This is a genomic window from Mycobacterium kubicae, assembly GCF_015689175.1.
In the GTDB taxonomy this organism is placed as follows: Bacteria; Actinomycetota; Actinomycetes; order Mycobacteriales; family Mycobacteriaceae; genus Mycobacterium; species Mycobacterium kubicae.
Genome location: NZ_CP065047.1, coordinates 5,668,529 through 5,687,804, shown reverse-complemented (window position 1 = coordinate 5,687,804; position 19,276 = coordinate 5,668,529). Strand labels below are relative to the sequence as shown.

The following is a 19,276-nucleotide window of genomic DNA, read 5'->3' as shown; positions in this document are numbered from 1 at the left end:
TGGCAGAACGTACAGCGGAGGATGCGGGATTTGAACCCGCGAGGGCTGTTAACCCAACCCGCGTTCCAGGCGAGCGCCATAGGCCACTAGGCGAATCCTCCGTGGTCATGGTAGCGGCTAAGTGAAGCTCCAGTGTCTCGCGGTGGCCGCCGAGTGTCTCTCGGCAGGTATTACACTCACGATGGACCCCGCGCGGCGTCTATCCTGTGAACTCCCCCAGGGCCGGAAGGCAGCAAGGGTCAACGGGCTCTGTCGGGTGCGCGGGGTCCCCTCAGTTCGGGCACAGCCGAACCAGTGCTTGCAACCACTCGACGGCGAAAGGGCCTTACGGTGTCGTTCGATTCCCTCAGCCCCGAAGACCTGTCCGCGCTGCACGCGCAACACCAGCAGGAGTACGCGGAGCTGCAGTCCAAGAAGCTGAGCCTGGACCTGACCCGCGGCAAACCCGCGACCGAACAGCTTGACCTGTCCAACCAGCTGCTGAGCCTGCCCGGTGAGGACTTCCGGGACCCCGAGGGCGTGGACACGCGCAACTACGGCGGCTCGCACGGCCTGCCCGCCCTGCGCGGCATCTTCGGTGAGCTGCTGGGCATTCCGGTGCCGAACCTGATCGCGGGCAACAACTCCAGCCTGGAGATGATGCACGACGTCGTCGCGTTCTCCATGCTGTATGGCGGCGTGGACTCGCCGCGGCCGTGGAAAGACGAGCCGACGGTGAAGTTCTTGTGCCCCGTCCCCGGCTACGACCGGCACTTCGCCATCACCGAGACCATGGGCGTCGAGATGATTCCCGTCCCGATGCTCGACGACGGCCCGGACGTCGGCCTCATCGAGGAACTCGTCGAAAACGATCCCGCTATCAAGGGCATGTGGACGGTCCCGGTGTTCGGCAACCCGACCGGCGTCACCTACTCCTGGGAGACGGTTCGCCGGCTGGTGCAGATGCACACCGCGGCCCCCGACTTCCGCTTGTTCTGGGACAACGCCTACGCCGTGCACACCCTGACGCACGACTTCATCCGGCAGGTCGACGTGCTGGGCCTGGCCGCGAAGGCCGGCAACCCCAACCGGCCCTACGTCTTCGCGTCGACATCCAAGATCACCTTCGCCGGAGCGGGCGTCAGCTTCTTCGGTGGCTCGTTGGGCAATATCGCGTGGTATCTGCAGTACGCCGGGAAGAAATCCATCGGTCCGGACAAGGTCAACCAGCTGCGGCACCTGCGTTTCTTCGGCGACGCGGACGGGGTGCGCCTGCATATGCTGCGCCACCAGCAGATCCTGGCGCCGAAGTTCGCGTTGGCCCTGGAAATCCTGGAGCAACGGCTCAGCGACTCGAAGATTGCCTCCTGGACCGAGCCCAAGGGCGGCTACTTCATCAGCCTCGACGTGCTGCCCGGCACGGCACGCCGGACGGTCGCGCTGGCCAAGGACGCCGGAATTGCGGTCACCGAGGCGGGCGCGTCGTTCCCGTACCGTAAGGATCCCGACGACAAGAACATCCGCATCGCGCCGACGTTCCCGTCGCTGCCGGACCTGCGTAACGCGGTCGACGGACTGGCGACCTGCGCGCTGCTGGCCGCGACCGAGTCGCTGCTCAACCTGGCTCCCGCGCGGTGAGCTGTGTGAGTGTGCGCTGGCGGCTTCGAGTGTGCGCTGCCGGCGGGGAAACGAGCGAAATCCCGCCCTACGGTCACGCTGAAAGCCGCTGATGCACAGTCGACGCGTAGCCCGGGATGGTCGTCAGAGCGCGCCGGTAGCCTGCTGACGTGGCTCTGTACCGCAAGTATCGACCCGCGACTTTCGCCGAAGTGGTGGGGCAGGAACACGTCACCGAGCCGCTGTCGATCGCCCTGGAAGCGGGCCGGATCAACCACGCTTACCTGTTCTCCGGGCCCCGCGGCTGCGGCAAGACGTCCTCGGCGCGGATCCTGGCCCGGTCGCTGAACTGCGCGCAGGGCCCCACGGCGTCGCCGTGCGGGGTCTGCGAGTCCTGTCAGGCGTTGGCGCCCAACGCCCCGGGCAGCATCGACGTGGTGGAACTCGACGCCGCCAGCCACGGCGGCGTGGACGACACCCGTGAACTGCGCGATCGGGCGTTCTACGCCCCGGCCCAGTCGCGCTACCGGGTCTTCATCGTCGACGAGGCGCACATGGTGACCACCGCCGGGTTCAACGCGCTGCTCAAGATCGTCGAGGAGCCCCCCGAGCACCTCATCTTCATCTTCGCCACCACCGAACCGGAGAAGGTGTTGCCGACGATCCGGTCGCGCACCCATCACTACCCGTTCCGGTTGCTGCCCCCGCGCACCATGCGGGCGCTGATCGGGCGGATCTGTGAGCAGGAGGGCGTCGTCGTCGACGACGCGGTATATCCGCTGGTGATCCGCGCCGGCGGCGGCTCTCCCCGCGACACGTTGTCGGTGCTGGATCAGTTGGTGGCCGGCGCCGAGGGCAACCATGTCACTTACCCGCGGGCGCTGGGCCTGCTGGGAGCCACTGACGTGGCGCTCATCGACGACGCGGTCGACGCGCTCGCCGCCGGGGATGCCGCCGCGCTGTTCGGGGCGGTCGAGTCGGTGATCGACGCCGGTCACGACCCGCGCCGCTTCGCCACCGACCTGTTGGAACGATTCCGCGACCTGATCCTGCTCCAAGCGGTGCCCGACGCGGCGACGCGCGGCGTGGTCGACGCGCCCGAGGACGTCTTGGAGCGGATGCGCGAGCAGGCGACTCGCATCGGGCCGGGCACGCTGACCCGATACGCCGAGGTGGTGCAGGCCGGTCTGGGGGAGATGCGGGGTGCCACGGCGCCGCGTCTGCTGCTGGAAGTGGTGTGTGCGCGGCTGCTGCTGCCCTCGGCCAGTGACGCCGAATCGGCGCTGCTGCAGCGGGTGGAACGGATCGAGACCCGCCTGGAGATGTCGTTGCCGGCCTCGCAGACCGCACCGGCACCCGCCGCCGCGCCCGTCGTGCCGGTCCGGCGAGCCGCTGCGGCACCCCCGGCCGAGCCCAGGCCCGCCCCCGTCGCGGCGCCGGCGGCCAAGCCGGCTCCCGAGCCGCCGCCGGCTCCCGAACCGGCTGCAGAACCGCCGCCCAAGCCGGCTCCCGAGCCGGCCGCCGCGCCCGGTGAACTCAACGCCGCGGCAGTGCGAAGCATGTGGCCGACGGTGCGGGAGAAGGTGCGTCAGCGCAGCCGCACGACCGAGGTGATGCTGGCCGGCGCGACCGTGCGTGCGCTCGAGGACAACACGCTGGTGTTGTCCCACGACTCGGCACCCCTGGCCCGGCGGCTGTGCGAACAGCGCAACGCCGACGTCATCGCCGAGGCGCTCAAGGACGCGTTGGGCGTCAACTGGCGGGTGCGGTGTGAGACCGGCACGCCCGAGCCGGCCCCGAGCGTGACCACGACCAGGGCCGAAGATCTTGCGCCCGAGGCGCTTTCGGCGCAGCGCGACGAAGAGGAAAGCATGTTGGCCGAAGCCGGCCAGACGGACACCTCGGCGCCTCGCCGCGATCCCGAAGAGGTTGCCCTCGAGCTACTGCAGAACGAACTGGGCGCGCGGCGAATCGACAACGTCTAGGGCGTCCACCAGGGCCGCAGCGGCAGGTCGTCGTGGCCCCAGGTGTCGACCTTGGTCGCCAGCACGTGATGCAGCTGCAGATTGTTCTGTTCGAACGCCACCCGCGACGCGGCCATGTACATCCCCCACACTTTCGCGGTCGGTAGCCCCACCTCGGCCACCGCCTCGTCCCAGTGCGCGACGAGGTTGTGGCACCAGTCGCGCAGCGTCATCGCGTAATGGTGACGGAAGTTCTCCTCGTGCAGCACCTCGAGACCGGCATCCTGGATCTCGGTGATGATGCGTCCGGAACCCGTCAACTCCCCGTCGGGGAACACGTAGCGATCGGTGAACCCGCCGGCGAACGACGTCGACTTGTTGTCGTGACGGGTGATGCAGTGATTGAGCAGCAGACCGCCGGTGCGCAACTTCGACTTCAAGAATCCGAAGTAGGCGGGGTAGTTCTTGACGCCGATGTGTTCGGTGAGCCCGATCGAGGACACGGCGTCGAAGCCGGTCTCGGCGACGTCGCGGTAGTCGCAGTGGCGTACCTGCGCCAGCTCACCCAGCCCCTCGTCGTTGATCGCCTGCTGCGCCCACTTGGCTTGTTCGGCCGACAGGGTGGCACCGATGACCCGGACGCCGTGGCGGGCGGCGTAGCGGACCATGCCGCCCCAGCCGCATCCGACGTCGAGCAGCCGGTCGCCGGGCTGTAGCCGCAGCTTCTCGAAGATCAGCCGGTACTTGTTGTCCTGGGCCTGTTCCAGCGTGGTCTCGGCGTCGGGGTAGACCGCGCACGTGTAGGTCATCGACGGCCCCAGCACCCACTCGTAAAAGGTGTTGGACACGTCGTAGTGGTGGTGGATGGCCTCGGCATCGCGGGTCTTGCTGTGCATCACGCCGTCGGCGATGCGGCGCCAGCGGGGCCGCGTCTCCTGGGGCGGCGGCGCGATCGGCAGCAGGTGCTCGACGCCGATCGAGCGCACGACGTTGGCCAGGGTGCGCAACGACGGCCGCTTGAACTGCACCTTGTTGGTCAGGGCCTTGAGCAGTTCGTACGGGTCGCCGGGATGCACGCCGTGCAACTGCAGGTCCCCCGAGACGTAGGCGCGGGCGATGCCCAGTTCACCGGGCGCGGTGGCCAGGTATGTGGCGCCCCGCGGGCTGCGCAGGTCCAGTCCCAGGACGGCGTCGTCGGGTCCGGCGGTACTGCCGTCGTATGCGGTGAATCGCAGCGGCTGGCGGCCGCCGGCGGTGAATACCGCCAGCACCTCGGCCATGCTGAGTCGAGCGCCGATGGGGCCGGCGGCCCGGCTGGGTTCCTTAACCGTCGTCATCGTCTTTGCACCGCCTTTGCATAGAGATCGAGCAGACGTGAATCAGGGTCGTAGGTTTTCTTCACGGTGTTGTAGGACTCCCCGCCGTAGAGCTCGTCGAACTCTTCGCGGGTGTAGAAGGAGTCGGAATACAGCGACTTGTGCCCGTCGAGCTGACTGACTTTGCGCTCGATGGCGCGGTTCGTCTCGCCCTCGGTTGCACCGGCCGGAACCGATGACCAGAACCCGATGTTGACGTAGGTGTGGTCGGGGCGGATCGGATACAGCGGCCAGCCATGGTGATCGCGAAGACGCAACGGGCACAACCAAATCGGCGTGATCGGCACGGCATCGAGGAACCACTGCAAGAATTCGCGGGCCCGTTCGATGGGCACCTCGACGTCTTGCACCACCCGCTCGCGCGGTGGACGGCCGTTGTGATTTTCGATCCTGTCGCCGATCCCGAAGCGCTGATCGAGGCTGACGAACTTCCAGTAGACGCTGCTGCGCCGGAAGCGCCGTGGCCACCAACGCCGCAACCGGGGGTGCTGCGCGCCGAATGCCCGTGAGCACCAGAACCAGTCGGTGTCCCATCGCCAGAAGTAGTCGTTGATGGTCAACCGGTCTTCTTTGCCGCTGCCCTCGGCGCTGTCGTGCTGAATCGACCGGTAGTAGATGTCGTTTCCGGTGTAGTCGCTGACCGGCCCCGGCGTGGTGGTCCGCTTGCCTACACACAGGTAGCTTTCGTCGGCGCTGAACACCACGGCGTCGAGGTAATCGACCGCCACGCCGTCGAGACCGCGGGTTTCGACGATGCGCTCCATGGCCGCCAGCATTGCGTCCAGCGAATGGAAGCGAATGTGTCGCAGCGCCACGAACGGCGCGATGGGCTCCAGCTCGATCCGCAGTCTCGTCGAGTAGCCCAGCGTGCCATACGAATTCGGGAAGGCGCGATACAAATCAGCATGCTGGTCGGCCGACACTGTCAGCAATTCGCCTGCGCCGGTGAGGATGTCCATCTCCAGCACCGATTCGTGCGGCAAACCGTTGCGGAATGACGCCGACTCGATACCCAGGCCGGTGACCGCCCCGCCGAGGGTGATCGTCCGCAGTTGCGGCACCACCAGTGGCGACAAGCCGTATCGCAGTGTGGTAGCCACCAGATTTTCATAGGTGCACATGCCGGCGACGTCGGCGGTGCGGGCGTCGGGGTCGATGCTGATGACGTCGGTCAGTCCGGACGTATCTAGGCCGGGCGCACTGGTTTTGGCGCGCGTGCGGAACAAATTGGACGTGGGCTTGGCGAGCCGGACCGACGCTGTCGCAGGGATGGAACGATAACTGGCCAGCAGTCGCTCGACGCCGGACGTGTAGGTAGACAGTGCGGATCCCGAGACAGGCATCACATATACCCTAGTCCTCGACTAGGGCCCCTGCATCTGCGCGCGGGCCCGTACCCGAATACCACAGAGGAGGTGCTCGACGATGGGACAAGTGAGCGCTGCCAGCACTATTCTGATCGACGCCGACCCCGCGGCCGTGTTCGACGCGGTGGCCGATTACCAGACTGTTCGCCCGAAGATCCTCTCCCCGCAATACAGCGACTACCAAGTGCTGCAGGGCGGCAAGGGCCAGGGCACGGTCGCCAAGTGGCGGCTGCAAGCCACCAAATCCCGCGTGCGCGACGTGCAGGTCAACGTCGACGTCGCCGGTCACACCGTCATCGAAAAGGACACCAACTCGTCCTTGGTCACCAACTGGACGGTGGCACCGGCCGGACCAGGTTCCAGCGTCACCGTGAAGACGACCTGGACCGGCGCCGGCGGAGTCAAAGGTTTCTTCGAGAAGACGTTTGCGCCGCTTGGGCTCAAGCGGATCCAGGGAGAGGTGCTGGCGAACCTGAAGACAGAACTGGAGCGCTCGGCCTAGCGCGCCTGGCCCTGGGTAGCCAGGAATCCCGCGACGCCGCGGGTCAACGCGTCGGCGTATTTCTGGCGGCCTTCGGCCGACTCCATCAGCGCCGAGTCGGCGGGGTTCTTCATGTTGCCCAACTCGACCAGCACCGACGGATATTGCGCCAGGTTCAGGCCGGCCAGGTCCGAGCGCCCGTACAGACCGCTTTGCCCGATGTAGTTGGCCGGCGGGATACCCGAGGCCTGCAACTGGTCGCGCATCACCCGCGCGAACTGCACCGACGGTCCCGCCTGTGCCGCGTTGAGCGGCGGCGACGAGTAGTTGACGTGGAAGCCGCGACCCGAGGCCGGGCCGCCGTCGCCGTGCAGGCTCACCACCGCGTTGGGGTGCAGGGCGTTGGCCATGTTGGCGCGTTCGTCGACGCACGGCCCCAAGGCGTTGTCGTTGCCGCGCGACATGGCGGTCCGCACGCCCAGGGCATTTAACGCGGCGCGCAGCCGCAGCGCGGTGTCCCAGGTGAACGTGTGCTCCTGGTAGCCGCTGTTGGTTGAGGTTCCGCTGGCTTGGCAGTCTTTGGTGCCGCCGCGACCGGTGGGCACCTGACGGCCGATGGAGGCGTCGTTGGCGCCGTTATGGCCGGGATCGATGAACACCACCATGCCGGCGATGTTGGAGGGATTTGCGGTCGCGGTGGGGAGGGTCGGCGTCGAAGCAGCAACGAGCACCCCGGCAACCATGGCTATTCCGACACGCAGGCTAACTCGTAGGTCCACGGCGCCAAGGTAGCGTCGCGCGGTCTACGCTGGGTGTTTCGAATCGCCCGACATCCGCAGGCGAAACCAACTCGAGACCAAGATGCGAGGGGACTGTCATGCAACCCGGAGGCGATATGTCGCAGCTGCTCGCTCAGGCGCAGCAGATGCAACAGAAACTGTTGGAGGCCCAGCAGCAGTTGGCGAACTCCGAGGTGCATGGGCAAGCCGGCAAAGGCCTGGTCCAGGTCCGGGTCAAAGGCAGCGGCGAAGTGATCGGCGTGACCATCGACCCGAAGGTGGTCGACCCGAGTGACATCGAAACCCTGCAGGACCTGATCGTCGGCGCCATGCGCGACGCATCCGCACAAGTCACCAAGATGGCCCAGGAGCGGCTGGGCGCGCTGGCCGGTGCCATGCGCCCACCGGCCGCGCCCGCTCCGCCCGCGCCTCCCGGGATGCCCGGTGTGGCCGGCGGTCAGGGCATCTGACCTGCAAATATGTTTGAAGGACCGGTCCAGGATCTGATCGACGAGCTCGGCAAGCTGCCGGGCATCGGTCCCAAGAGTGCCCAGCGCATCGCCTTCCACCTGTTGTCGGTGGAACCCCCGGACATCGATCGGCTGACCGCCGCGCTGGGCAAGGTCCGCGACGGGGTGCGGTTCTGCGCGGTATGCGGCAACGTCTCCGACGCCGAGCGGTGCCGGATCTGCGCCGACCCCCGTCGGGACGGCGCCCTGGTGTGCGTCGTCGAAGAGCCCAAGGACGTCCAGGCCGTCGAACGCACCCGCGAATTCCGCGGCCGCTACCACGTGCTGGGCGGGGCGCTGGATCCGCTGTCGGGCATCGGCCCTGAGCAGCTGCGGATCCGTGAGCTGCTGACCCGGATCGGGGAACGGGTCGACGACGTCGAGATCACCGAGGTGATCATCGCCACCGACCCCAACACCGAGGGAGAGGCGACCGCGACCTACCTGGTGCGGATGCTGCGCGACATCCCCGGGCTGACGGTGACGCGGATCGCCTCAGGTCTGCCGATGGGCGGGGACTTGGAATTCGCCGACGAGCTGACGCTGGGCCGTGCGCTCACCGGCCGTCGCGCCATGGTCTGATCTCGTTGTTCGCGCCGAGCCGGTAATTCTGCAGGCCGTTACTCGCTTGGGTTCAGGGGGTAATTGCAACACTTCGTAGTAAGGAGTGTTCGGTGACGCGCCAATGGCAGGGGTTATCGGCTCGGCGTCGGTTCTGGGAGTTGATCGCTGCGGGATGGTCTTCAGAGGATGCCGGTGTTGCTGTCGGCGTGTCTGGAAGCTGCGGCTGGAGATGGTTTTGCAGATTTGGTGGCGTGAATCCACAACTGCAAGCGCCACAGGGGCGCAAGCGTCCGCGGCTGTCGCCTGAGGAGCGCGAACAGATCATGATCGGCACCTCACGAGGTGAGTCGATTCGCTTGATCGCTCATCGATTGAAGCGGGCGCCGTCAACGGTCATGCGCGAGATTGACCGAAACGGCGCTGCTCGCGGTCTGACCGGTCGCTATCGGGCTAAGTATCGGTTCGGGGCCCGCCAGTGCGGGTGGGATGCCACGTCGGGGTATTCGGCGCGGATCGCTCAACGCCGGAGCGAGGAACGGGCGCGCCGCCCGAAGGCCGGCAAGCTGACCCGCTGCCCGCAGTTGGCCGGCAAGGTGCAGGCATTGTTGACTAAGAAATACAGCCCGGAGCAGATCGCCGGCGAGCTAGCCAAGACCTATCCCGACAGCCCGGAGATGCACGTGTCCCACGAGACCATCTACCGAGCGCTTTACGTGCAAGGACGCGGTGAGTTACGCCGCGATCTGGTCACCTGCCTGCGCACCGGGCGCGCGCTGCGTCGACCCCGTAAGAGAGCTCGCGCAGGAGATGGTCGCAGCCGCATTCCGGGCATGGTCAACATCAGCGAGCGCCCCGCCGAGGCCGCCGACCGCGCCGTACCTGGGCATTGGGAGGGAGACCTCATCATCGGCAAGAACCAGGCCTCTCAGATAGGCACCCTAGTCGAGCGCTCCACTGGATTCGTGCAGCTGCTGCACCTACCCGCTAGCCGCCAGGCCGATGTGGTCGCCGAGGCCATGATCGCCAAAATCCAAGTCCTGCCACGAGATCTGTGGAAGACCCTAACCTGGGATCAAGGCCACGAAATGGCCGCTCACGGCCGTATCAGCCTTGCCGCTGACCTCGACATCTACTTCTGCGACCCACATTCACCCTGGCAACGCGGCAGCAACGAAAACACCAACGGCCTCTTGCGCCAATACTTTCCGAAGGGCACCGACTTATCAATCCACTCAGCTGCCTACCTCGACGAGGTTGCTGCCGAACTCAACAACCGGCCACGAAAGCGATTCGACTGGGACAGCCCCGCCAAGATGCTCGATCGGCTACTGTCGAGCGCGTCAACAGCCACTGTTGCAAGCAAACCTTGAATCCGCCTCGAACTTCTGCCGCAATTCTTCAGGCTCAGCGCGTCGACAGCCGCTCGCGGCGCAACAACTCGACCTCGGGAAGTTCCAGCGGTGGCAGGTCGCCGACCACCTTGCTCAACAGCCGATCGGCCAACTCCGGGTTGCGCGCCAGACACGGGCCGTGCATGTAGGTCGCGACGACGCTGCCCTGCACGGCGCCGTCCACGCCGTCCCCGGCCCGGTTTCCGGCGCCCTTGACGACCTCGCAGAGTGGCGAGGCCGCCGGCCCGAGCGTCGTCCCGCCGCGGTGGTTCTCGAACCCGGTGAGGCGTTGGGTCAACCCGGCCAGCAGCGGCTTGGCCACCACTTCGCCGATGGTGCGGGTGGGCTGCGGCGAGGTCGTCGCGTCCAGCAGGCCGACGCCTTCGACGCGCTCTCCCGACGACGTCTCATACCAGTGCCCCAACACCTGAATGGCCGCGCAGATGGCCAACACGGGCGCGCCCCGGTCGGCGGCGCGCTGCAAGCCCGGATGCCGGATCAGATGCCGGGTGGCCAGCCGCTGCGCATAATCCTCCGCCCCGCCGAGGGTGTAGAGGTCCAGCGACTCCGGCACCGGGTCGTCCAGGGTGATCTCTTCGATCTGGGCGTCGATGCCGCGCAGCAGCAGCCGTTGGCGCAAGACCAGCGCGTTTCCGCCGTCGCCGTAGGTGCCCATCACGTCGGGCAGCACCAGCCCGATCCGCACGGTCGAGTCAGCCATGACGCCCCAATGCCCGCTGCAGTTGCAAGAACGCGGTGTAGTTGGCGACGACCTCCACCCGCCCGGGCGGGCAGGATGCGATGGCCGCGACGGTGTCGTGCACCAGCGTGTGCTCGACGCCCGCGTAGCCCAGACGGACCGCCAGGTCGGTGCCGCGCTCGCCGGCGGCCACCACCTTGGTCTGCTCGAAGTGCTCGAACCGCACATCCCACAACCACGACAGGTCCTCACCGTCGGGCACCTGACCGTTGACCGCGATCACCACACCGGCCGCGTGCTTGTCCACCATCGACAGCGCCTCCTGCCAGCCGGCCGGGTTCTTGGCCAGCAGGATCCGGGCCTCGTGCGCACCCACGCGCACGGTCCGGTAGCGCCCGGCGACCTCGTCGACGCCGGACACCGCGGCCACGGCCTTGCCCGGGTCGGCACCCAACGCGACTGCGGCCGCGACGGCCTGGGCGGCGTTACCGCGGTTCACCGCGCCCGGCAGGGCCAGCTGCATGGGCAGGGCCAACCCGTCGGGGCCGTACAGGGTCTCCTCGTCGAACCACCACTGCGGGCTGGGCCGCTTGAAGTCGGCGCCGGTGGAATACCAGTGACCCTTGTCGCGGACGATGACCTCGCCGCTGCGCGGGCAGCTGACCGAGTCGTTGGCCCAGGAGCCGCCCGCGGCCACCCACACCACGTGGGGGCTGTCGTAGGCGGCGGAGGTCATCAGCACGTCGTCACAGTTGGCGACGACGACGGCTTGCGGGTGCCGAGCCAATCCGGCGCGCAGGGTGCGCTCGATGACGTTGATCTCCCCGACGCGGTCCAGTTGGTCGCGCGACAGGTTGAGCAGCACGACGACGCGCGGGTCGACCGCGTCGCAGACGTGCGGGACGTGCATCTCGTCGACTTCCAGGGCGGCCAGTTCGGCGGCGCGGTCGGCGGCGAGCGCGGCGACCAGGCCGGCGTCCATGTTGGCGCCCTCGGCGTTGGTGGCCACACCGCCCAGGGTGCCCAAGGCCGCGGCGGTCATCCGGGTGGTCGTTGACTTGCCGTTGGTGCCGGTGACGACGACCGTGCGCCGGCCCGCCCCCAGTTGGCGCAGGACCGAGCGGTCCAGCGTCATCGCGACCAGCCCGCCGATCATGGCGCCGGCTCCCCGCCCGGTCACCCGCGACGCCCACCGGGCGCTCGCTCCGGCGGCGAGCGCCAGACGGGCGCGGGCGGTGATCACGCGGGTGAGTTTAGAGGTGATCGCAAGCGCGGCGCTTGTCGCCGGGCGCAGCGGGTCACCTCCGTCGGGTCCAGAGGTGATCGCAAGCTCGGCGCTTGTCGCCGGGCGCAGCGGGTCACCTCGGGGATAACAACTCGACACGAGGCGTCAGCGAGCCGGCGATGTCGGTCGGACATGTCATCCTCGAGCCATGAACCGGATGTCCTGGGGTCGGCCGGCGCGCGAGCCGGACGAGGGATGGGCCGTGATCGACGTCGAGACCTCGGGCTTCAGGCCCGGCCAGGCGCGAGTCATCAGTATTGCCGTGCTCGGGTTGGACGCCGCCGGCCGCGTCGAGCAGTCGGTGGTCAGCCTGCTCAACCCGGGAGTCGATCCCGGGCCTACGCATGTGCACGGGTTGACTGCCGCCATGCTGGAAGACCAGCCGCGATTCGCCGACATCGTCGGCGAGGTCGCGCAGGTGTTGCGCGGGCGCACGCTGGTCGCCCACAACGTCGCCTTCGACTACGCCTTCCTCGCCGCCGAAGCCGAGTTGGCGGAGGCCGAACTGCCGGTCGACTCGGTCATGTGCACCGTCGAGTTGGCGCGCCGACTCGAACTCGGCATCGAGAACCTGCGGCTTGAGACCCTCGCCGCGCACTGGGGGGTCGCGCAGGAGCGGCCGCATGACGCGTTCGACGACGCCCGCGTGTTGACCGGAATCCTGAGCCCGGCGCTGCAACGCGCCCGGGAACGCGACGTCTGGCTGCCCGTCTACCCGGTGACCCGGCGCCGCTGGCCCAACGGCCGGGTGACCCACGAGGAGCTGCGGCCGCTGAAGTTGCTGGCGTCGCGCACGCCGTGCCCGTACCTCAACCCGGGGCGCTACGTCTCGGGCAGGCCGCTTGTGCAAGGCATGCGGGTGGCGCTGGCGGCCGAAGTGCGCCGCACCCACGACGAACTCGTCGAGCGCATCCTGCACGCCGGCTTGGCCTACACCGATTCCGTCGACCGCGACACGTCGCTGGTGGTCTGCAACGAAACCGTGCCCGAGCAGGGCAAGGGCTATCACGCGCTACAGCTGGGGGTGCCGGTCGTTTCCGACGCGCAGTTCATGAACTGCGTCGGATCCGTCGTCGGCGGTACCAGCATGGAAGACTTCACCGACGTCACCGCGCTCGACGATCAGCTCGCCCTGTTCTGACGCCGGGTCACGGGCCGCCGCGCCAGTGTTCGATGCGGTGATGGTCGGGAGTGAAGCCGTGCTGCACTCCCCACAGCACGGCTTGGGTGCGGCTGCTGACGCCCAGCTTGCGGTAGATGGTGCGGATGTAGGACTTCACCGTGTTGGGACTCAAGTAGGTGAGCCGGGCGACGTCGGCGTTGCTCTTGCCCTGGGTGATCAACGCCAATACCTCGGCCTCGCGGTCGCTGAGCCCTTCACCGCGGCCGGGCCAGTCCAGTCCCGGCGCGCTGCGCGCCCGCGGCGCCACGTCGCTGATCACCACCTCGCCCGCATGCACGGCCTCCAAGGCGGCGACCAGTTCTCGCGCCGGCAGGGTCTTCGACAGATACCCGTGTGCCCCGTGCTGCCGGGCGCTGTCGACGAGATCGGGGTGGAAGTTCCAGGTGTAGACGACCACTCGGTGCGCCCGAGGGTTGGCCACCAGCACCCCGATCTCCTCGTGGTCGGATTCGGGTTGGGCGAACGAGTCGTACAAGACGATGTCGACGGTGTCTTCGACCGGCATGGTCGAGTCGAGTTCGGCGATCACGACCCGGTCGCGGTAGGGGTCGAGCATGTTGGCGACGCCCTTCACGACGACGTCATAGTCGTCGACGAGCGCGATCCTGATCGGCGCGCCGGCAGCTGGCGGCATGCCGGCGACATTACCTCCCTAGGGGTGTATTGCCACCCCCCTTAGGGGTGGTCAACTGAGGTCGGCGTCGGGGGAACCGGGCCAACGAACAGTCGGCCCTCATCTAGAGGAAGGCTTGTCATGATTATTCTCGGCATCATCGCGCTGATCGTTGGATTCGTGCTCAAGATCTCCATCTTGTGGACGATCGGCATCATTCTCATCGTGGTCGGCGCCATCTTGTGGGTCTTGGGCTCCACCGGACGCGCCGTCGGCGGCCGCCGCCATTACTTCTGACCCCGAGCGGTCCGTAGCCGCCGGCCCCCGTTTCAGCCAGGCCGATATTTAGTGGTCACACCGGCGGGGGCCGGAAGCTATGTTGAACGCCATGCTGAGCGGGCGGGCGCGGACCCTGGCGGCCACGCTGCTGGGAGCCGCGCTGGCGGGCACAGCGTGCGGCGGTGCGCAGGCCGGGTCGAACGCCGAGGTGGTGCGGATACCCGCCGACTTCTGTGCGCTGCTCAGCGCGGCCGACATCAGCCGGGCGACCGGCCGGACGCTGCCGTCGCCGCGTCCCTTCAAGACCGGATTGGGCGAACAGGACTGTGAGTCGGTCCCGTCGTCGGGCGACACCGTCAGCTTCAACCTGTTCTGGGGCAACTGCGTGGACGGCAAGCCGCCCAACATGGATTGCCTCAACTCGGTGTCCGGGGTTTTCGCGACCGACAGGCAGCAGGCTATCGGCCCAGTCCAGCCGCTTGCGGGCCTGGGCGAGCAGGCGTTCTGCCTTTCCGGCCCGTTCTCGATGGTGCAGGTCCTCAAGCGCTGGTTCCAGGTGACCGTGGTGGCCGACACCTGCCCGCAGGCCCAGCAGCTGGCCGGAACCTTGCTGACCAAGCTCGACTAGCGCACCGCCCGGTTGACCGCTGACACCACCGCCCGCAGCGACGCGGTGGTGATGGACGGGGCAATGCCAACGCCCCACACCGTCTTACCGAAGATCGAAGCCTCGACGTACGCCGCCGCCTGGGCATCCCCGCCGGCGCTCATCGCGTGCTCGGAGTAGTCCAGCACCGCCACGTCGAAGCCGACGGTGCCCAGGGCGTCGACGAAGGCCGCCAGCGGACCGTTGCCCGAGCCGCTGATCTCGGTGTCCACTCCGTCGATCTTGACCGTCGCGGTGATGGTCGTCGCGCCGCTGTCATCCTCGGGGGCCTCGACGCGTTGCTTGATGCGCTCCAGCGGCCGCACCGGCGCGAGGTACTCCTGGGAGAAGGCTTCCCACATCTCCTTGGGCGCGACCTCCCCGCCCTCGCCCTCGGTGATCTTCTGGATCACTTGGGAGAACTCGATCTGCAGCCGTCGCGGCAGCGCCAGGCCGTGATCGGCCTTCATGATGTAGGCCACCCCGCCCTTGCCGGACTGCGAGTTGACCCGGATCACGGCCTCGTAGGTCCGCCCCACGTCCTTGGGGTCGATCGGCAGGTACGGGACCTGCCACAGCATGTCGTCGACATCGGTGTCGGCCGCGTCGGCGTCGAACTTCATTGCGTCCAGGCCCTTGTTGATGGCGTCCTGGTGACTGCCGGAGAACGCGGTGTAGACCAGGTCGCCGCCGTAGGGATGACGCTCGTGTACCGGCAGCTGGTTGCAGTACTCGACCGTGCGCCGGATCTCGTCGATGTTGGAGAAGTCGATCTGCGGGTCCACGCCGCGGGAGAACAGGTTCAGCCCCAACGTCACCAGGCAGACGTTGCCGGTGCGTTCGCCGTTGCCGAACAGGCAGCCCTCGATCCGGTCGGCCCCGGCCTGGTAGCCCAATTCGGCTGCGGCGACGGCGGTTCCGCGGTCGTTGTGGGGGTGCAGGCTCAGGATCACCGACTCCCGGTTGGCCAGGTTGCGGCTCATCCACTCGATCGAGTCGGCGTAGACGTTGGGCGTGGCCATCTCCACGGTGGCGGGCAGGTTGAAGATGATCGGGTTGTCCGGCGTGGGCTGGATGATTTCGCCGACGGCGTCGCACACCTGCTTGGCGTACTCCAGCTCGGTTCCGGTGTAGGACTCCGGTGAGTACTCGAACCGCCAGCGGGTGCCCGGGTACTTGACCGCCTCCTCCATGCACTTGCGGGCGCCGTCGGTCGCGATGGCTTGCACCGCGGCCCGGTCGGCGCGGAAGACCACGCGGCGCTGCAGGATCGAGGTCGAGTTGTAGAAGTGCACGATGACGTTCGCCGCGCCTTGGCAGGCCTCGAAGGTCCGCTCGATCAGCTCGGGGCGGCACTGGGTCAGCACCTGAATGGTGACGTCGTCGGGAATGGCGCCGTCGGTGATGATCTCGCGGACGAAGTCGTAGTCGGTCTGGCTGGCCGAGGGAAAGCCGACCTCGATCTCCTTGTAACCCATGCGGACCAGCAGGTCGAACATGCGCCGCTTGCGGGCCGGGCTCATCGGGTCGATCAGCGCCTGGTTGCCGTCGCGCAGGTCCACCGCGCACCACAGGGGAGCGGTATCGATGACGCGGTCGGGCCAGGTGCGGTCGGCGACCCGGATGGGCTCGACTTCCTCGGCGAAGGGCCGGTACCGGGTGACCGGCATGGACGATCCCCGCTGCGGATTCCAGGCGGGCTGGCCGGGCCGCGGCGGACCGGCGGGTGTGACGATGGTGCGTGCTGACGTGAACGAGTCGGGTGAATCGGGATTAGTCACGGTTATTGCTCCGGGTATATGAGAGAAGGACCTCAGACCGGCGCATCGCGAACCCCCGCGACGGGAAGCCGGTCTGGATCAGACCCCGTCGCGGCGTCCGAGGAGGAGCACCCGCTGCACGGTGTGAACTCTACCGCGATCCACGCTGCGGCCAAAACCGCGCCGAACGTGCGCTGGCGGCTTCGATTGTGCGTGCATGGCGGCGAATGCCGGGAAAGGTCGCCGCTGCCTCACTCCCGAAGCCGTGAGCTCACACGCGAGGCCCTGCCGTAACTGCGGCCATCGCCACATCATTACGAAATGCGCCGCCACGTATCCTGTTGTGGACTTATAGCCAGCGCTAGACGCGGACTCTCCTGGTAGCGGAAGGGAAATAGTGGCGCTCGTCGTGCAAAAGTACGGCGGATCCTCGGTGGCCGACGCCGACCGGATTCGTCGTGTCGCGGAGCGCATCGTCGAGACAAAGAAGCAGGGCCATGACGTGGTTGTGGTCGTTTCGGCGATGGGTGATACCACCGATGACTTGCTGGACTTGGCGCAGCAGGTATGCCCGATCCCGCCGCCGCGGGAACTCGACATGCTGCTGACGGCCGGTGAACGGATCTCCAACGCGCTGGTGGCAATGGCCATCGAATCGCTCGGCGCGCAAGCGCGGTCGTTCACCGGGTCGCAGGCCGGGGTCATCACCACCGGCACCCACGGCAACGCCAAGATCATCGAAGTCACGCCCGGCCGGCTGCAGGCCGCGCTCGACGAAGGACGGATCGTTCTGGTCGCCGGCTTCCAGGGCGTCAGCCAGGACACCCGCGACGTCACCACGCTGGGCCGCGGCGGTTCGGACACCACAGCCGTCGCGCTGGCCGCGGCGTTGGGCGCCGACGTCTGCGAGATCTACACCGACGTCGACGGCATCTTCAGCGCCGACCCCCGCATCGTGCACAACGCGCGCAAGCTGGACACCGTCACCTTCGAGGAAATGCTCGAGATGGCCGCCTGCGGCGCCAAAGTCTTGATGCTGCGCTGTGTGGAATACGCACGGCGCCACAACATTCCGGTGCATGTCCGGTCGTCGTACTCGGACAAGCCAGGCACCGTCGTCGTCGGATCGATCAAGGACGTAGCTATGGAAGATCCCATCCTGACCGGAGTCGCGCACGACCGCAGCGAGGCAAAGGTGACCATCGTCGGGCTGCCCGACATTCCCGGCTACGCGGCCCGGGTGTTCCGCGCGGTCGCCGAGGCCGACGTGAACATCGACATGGTGTTGCAGAACGTCTCCAAGGTCGAAGACGGCAAGACCGACATCACCTTCACCTGCTCACGCGACAGCGGTCCGACCGCGGTGGCCAAGCTGGACTCCCTCAGAGAGGAGATCGGCTTCACCCAACTCCTCTACGACGACCACATCGGCAAGGTGTCGCTGATCGGTGCCGGCATGCGCAGCCACCCCGGCGTCACGGCGACCTTCTGTGAGGCGTTGGCCGCCGTCGGGGTCAACATCGAGCTCATCTCGACCTCGGAGATCCGCATCTCGGTGCTGTGCCGCGACACGGAACTAGACAAAGCCGTTGTTGCGTTGCACGAGGCGTTTGGTCTCGGTGGCGAGGAGGAGGCGACGGTGTACGCGGGGACGGGGCGGTAGCTATGGGCGCAAAGGGTGTGTCGATCGGCGTCGTCGGGGCCACCGGTCAGGTGGGCCAGGTGATGCGGACCCTGCTCGACGAGCGCGACTTCCCCGCCGAATCGGTGCGGTTCTTCGCCTCGGCCCGGTCACAGGGCCGCAAGCTGTCCTTCCGGGGGCAAGAGATCGAGGTGGAAGACGCCGAAACCGCCGACCCGAGCGGGCTGGACATCGCGCTGTTCTCCGCGGGCGCATCGATGTCGCGGGTGCAGGCGCCGCGCTTCGCCGCCGCCGGTGTGACGGTGATCGACAACTCCTCGGCGTGGCGCAAAGACCCGGACGTGCCGCTGGTGGTGTCCGAGGTCAACTTCGACCGCGACGCGGCAAACCGGCCCAAAGGCATCATCGCCAACCCGAACTGCACCACCATGGCCGCGATGCCGGTGCTCAAGGTGCTGCACGACGAAGCTCAGCTGGTGCGCATCGTGGTCTCGACCTATCAGGCCGTCTCGGGCAGCGGGCTGGCCGGGGTCGAAGAGTTGGCCACCCAGGCGCGCGCGGTGATCGGCGACGCCGAGCGGCTGGTGCACAGCGGCGGCGCCGTGACCTTCCCGCCGCCGAACAAGTACGTCGCGCCCATCGCGTTCAACATCGTGCCGCTGGCCGGCTCGCTGGTGGACGACGACTCCGGTGAGACCGATGAGGACCAGAAGCTGCGCCACGAGAGCCGCAAGATCCTCGGCATCCCCGACTTGCACGTCAGCGGGACCTGCGTGCGGGTGCCGGTGTTCACCGGCCACTCGTTGTCGATCAACGCCGAATTCGCCCGGCCGCTGTCCCCCGAGCGGGCCCGTGAACTGCTGAAGGACGCCCCGGGCGTCAAGCTGGTCCAGGTGCCGACACCGCTGGCCGCCGCGGGGGTCGACGAATCACTGGTGGGTCGCATCCGGCAGGACCCCGGCGTGCCGGATGGTCGCGGCCTGGCGCTGTTCGTCTCGGGCGACAATCTGCGCAAGGGCGCCGCGCTGAACACCATCCAGATTGCAGAGCTGCTCGCCGCCCAATTGTGAGCTCGGCTCGCGCGGCCACGCTGACCGCTTTCGCGTGGGTGGTTGCCTCGCAATGCTTTCCCGTCGCGCAC

General features: G+C 67.5%; 18 protein-coding genes, 1 tRNA gene and 1 other RNA gene. 12 read left to right on the top strand and 8 right to left on the bottom strand.

All coding sequences use genetic code 11. From position 1 onward, the window contains the following. Positions 1-15: 15 nt before the first annotated feature. A tRNA-Ser gene (locus I2456_RS26665) sits at positions 16-101 on the bottom strand. Between the two features lie 78 nt (positions 102-179). Here I2456_RS26665 and ffs point away from each other — a divergent pair. The 3 genes from ffs (at position 180) to I2456_RS26650 (ending at position 3,581) form a co-directional block, all read left to right on the top strand. Beyond that, an RNA gene (gene ffs / locus I2456_RS26660) (signal recognition particle sRNA small type) lies at positions 180-276 on the top strand. 54 nt (positions 277-330) lie between these two features. Beyond that, positions 331-1,617, top strand: coding sequence for an aspartate aminotransferase type Ic (locus I2456_RS26655; protein WP_068034324.1), 1,287 nt, complete (start codon positions 331-333; stop codon positions 1,615-1,617). A 149-nt stretch (positions 1,618-1,766) separates the two neighbouring features. Next, positions 1,767-3,581, top strand: coding sequence for a DNA polymerase III subunits gamma/tau (locus I2456_RS26650; RefSeq protein ID WP_085075462.1), 1,815 nt, complete (start codon positions 1,767-1,769; stop codon positions 3,579-3,581). Here the strand turns inward: I2456_RS26650 and I2456_RS26645 are convergent. Together I2456_RS26645 and I2456_RS26640 are read right to left on the bottom strand one after the other, a co-directional pair. Beyond that, entirely contained in the window at positions 3,578-4,897 is a 1,320-nt protein-coding gene (locus I2456_RS26645; protein ID WP_186246586.1) for a class I SAM-dependent methyltransferase, read from the bottom strand. The genes I2456_RS26650 and I2456_RS26645 overlap by 4 nt on opposite strands. Then, positions 4,894-6,279, bottom strand: coding sequence for an FAD-binding oxidoreductase (locus I2456_RS26640; protein WP_139823321.1), 1,386 nt, complete (start codon positions 6,277-6,279; stop codon positions 4,894-4,896). The genes I2456_RS26645 and I2456_RS26640 overlap by 4 nt, the downstream gene beginning before the upstream one ends. 82 nt (positions 6,280-6,361) lie before the next feature. On the opposite strand from I2456_RS26640, the gene I2456_RS26635 reads away from it, so the two are divergent. Further along, on the top strand, positions 6,362-6,805 hold the full coding sequence (locus tag I2456_RS26635) for an SRPBCC family protein (RefSeq protein ID WP_068034332.1): 444 nt from the start codon (positions 6,362-6,364) through the stop codon (positions 6,803-6,805). Here I2456_RS26635 and I2456_RS26630 read toward each other — a convergent pair. Beyond that, positions 6,802-7,563 carry an Rv3717 family N-acetylmuramoyl-L-alanine amidase gene (locus I2456_RS26630; protein WP_186246585.1) on the bottom strand — a complete coding sequence of 254 codons (762 nt, stop codon included), beginning with the start codon at positions 7,561-7,563 and terminating at the stop codon, positions 6,802-6,804. The two genes, I2456_RS26635 and I2456_RS26630, sit on opposite strands and share 4 nt — an antisense overlap. 98 nt (positions 7,564-7,661) lie before the next feature. Here I2456_RS26630 and I2456_RS26625 point away from each other — a divergent pair, with 98 nt between their 5' ends. The 3 genes from I2456_RS26625 to I2456_RS26615 all read left to right on the top strand — a co-directional run bounded on the left by I2456_RS26625 (position 7,662) and on the right by I2456_RS26615 (position 10,006). Then, positions 7,662-8,033 carry a YbaB/EbfC family nucleoid-associated protein gene (locus I2456_RS26625; protein WP_085075460.1) on the top strand — a complete coding sequence of 124 codons (372 nt, stop codon included), beginning with the start codon at positions 7,662-7,664 and terminating at the stop codon, positions 8,031-8,033. A 9-nt stretch (positions 8,034-8,042) separates the two neighbouring features. Next, positions 8,043-8,654: a recombination mediator RecR gene (gene recR / locus I2456_RS26620; RefSeq protein ID WP_068034337.1), complete on the top strand. Its 612-nt coding sequence runs from the start codon at positions 8,043-8,045 to the stop codon at positions 8,652-8,654. Positions 8,655-8,746: 92 nt separating this feature from the next. Next, on the top strand, positions 8,747-10,006 hold the full coding sequence (locus I2456_RS26615) for an IS30 family transposase (protein ID WP_163703785.1): 1,260 nt from the start codon (positions 8,747-8,749) through the stop codon (positions 10,004-10,006). Positions 10,007-10,040: 34 nt separating this feature from the next. Here I2456_RS26615 and I2456_RS26610 read toward each other — a convergent pair whose 3' ends face one another. Beyond that, positions 10,041-10,748: a type 1 glutamine amidotransferase gene (locus I2456_RS26610; RefSeq protein ID WP_068034339.1), complete on the bottom strand. Its 708-nt coding sequence runs from the start codon at positions 10,746-10,748 to the stop codon at positions 10,041-10,043. After that, positions 10,741-11,970, bottom strand: a complete 1,230-nt coding sequence (locus I2456_RS26605; RefSeq protein WP_085074717.1) for a Mur ligase family protein — start codon at positions 11,968-11,970, stop codon at positions 10,741-10,743. Before I2456_RS26605 ends, I2456_RS26610 begins: the two co-directional genes overlap by 8 nt. Positions 11,971-12,160: 190 nt before the next feature. Between I2456_RS26605 and I2456_RS26600 the strand changes: the two genes are divergently transcribed. Continuing rightward, positions 12,161-13,153: a DEDDh family exonuclease gene (locus tag I2456_RS26600; protein WP_371869943.1), complete on the top strand. Its 993-nt coding sequence runs from the start codon at positions 12,161-12,163 to the stop codon at positions 13,151-13,153. 7 nt (positions 13,154-13,160) lie between these two features. On the opposite strand, the gene I2456_RS26595 is transcribed toward I2456_RS26600, so the two are convergent. Continuing rightward, positions 13,161-13,829, bottom strand: a complete 669-nt coding sequence (locus I2456_RS26595) for a LuxR C-terminal-related transcriptional regulator (RefSeq protein WP_068034342.1) — start codon at positions 13,827-13,829, stop codon at positions 13,161-13,163. 120 nt (positions 13,830-13,949) lie between these two features. Between I2456_RS26595 and I2456_RS26590 the strand changes: the two genes are divergently transcribed. Both I2456_RS26590 and I2456_RS26585 read left to right on the top strand, forming a co-directional pair. Then, a complete protein-coding gene (locus I2456_RS26590; protein WP_169717203.1) occupies positions 13,950-14,105 on the top strand; it encodes a DUF6131 family protein in 156 nt (51 codons plus the stop codon). A gap of 91 nt (positions 14,106-14,196) precedes the next feature. After that, positions 14,197-14,715: a hypothetical protein gene (locus I2456_RS26585; RefSeq protein ID WP_139823224.1), complete on the top strand. Its 519-nt coding sequence runs from the start codon at positions 14,197-14,199 to the stop codon at positions 14,713-14,715. On the opposite strand, the gene leuA is transcribed toward I2456_RS26585, so the two are convergent. Continuing rightward, positions 14,712-16,514: a 2-isopropylmalate synthase gene (leuA, locus tag I2456_RS26580; protein WP_085074715.1), complete on the bottom strand. Its 1,803-nt coding sequence runs from the start codon at positions 16,512-16,514 to the stop codon at positions 14,712-14,714. The genes I2456_RS26585 and leuA overlap by 4 nt on opposite strands. A gap of 376 nt (positions 16,515-16,890) precedes the next feature. Between leuA and I2456_RS26575 the strand changes: the two genes are divergently transcribed. Further along, positions 16,891-18,156 (top strand): aspartate kinase, encoded by a 1,266-nt coding sequence (locus I2456_RS26575; protein ID WP_068034347.1) that lies wholly within the window; start codon positions 16,891-16,893, stop codon positions 18,154-18,156. Positions 18,157-18,158: 2 nt separating this feature from the next. Beyond that, a complete protein-coding gene (locus I2456_RS26570) occupies positions 18,159-19,205 on the top strand; it encodes an aspartate-semialdehyde dehydrogenase (RefSeq protein ID WP_085074714.1) in 1,047 nt (348 codons plus the stop codon). Positions 19,206-19,276 lie beyond the last annotated feature (71 nt).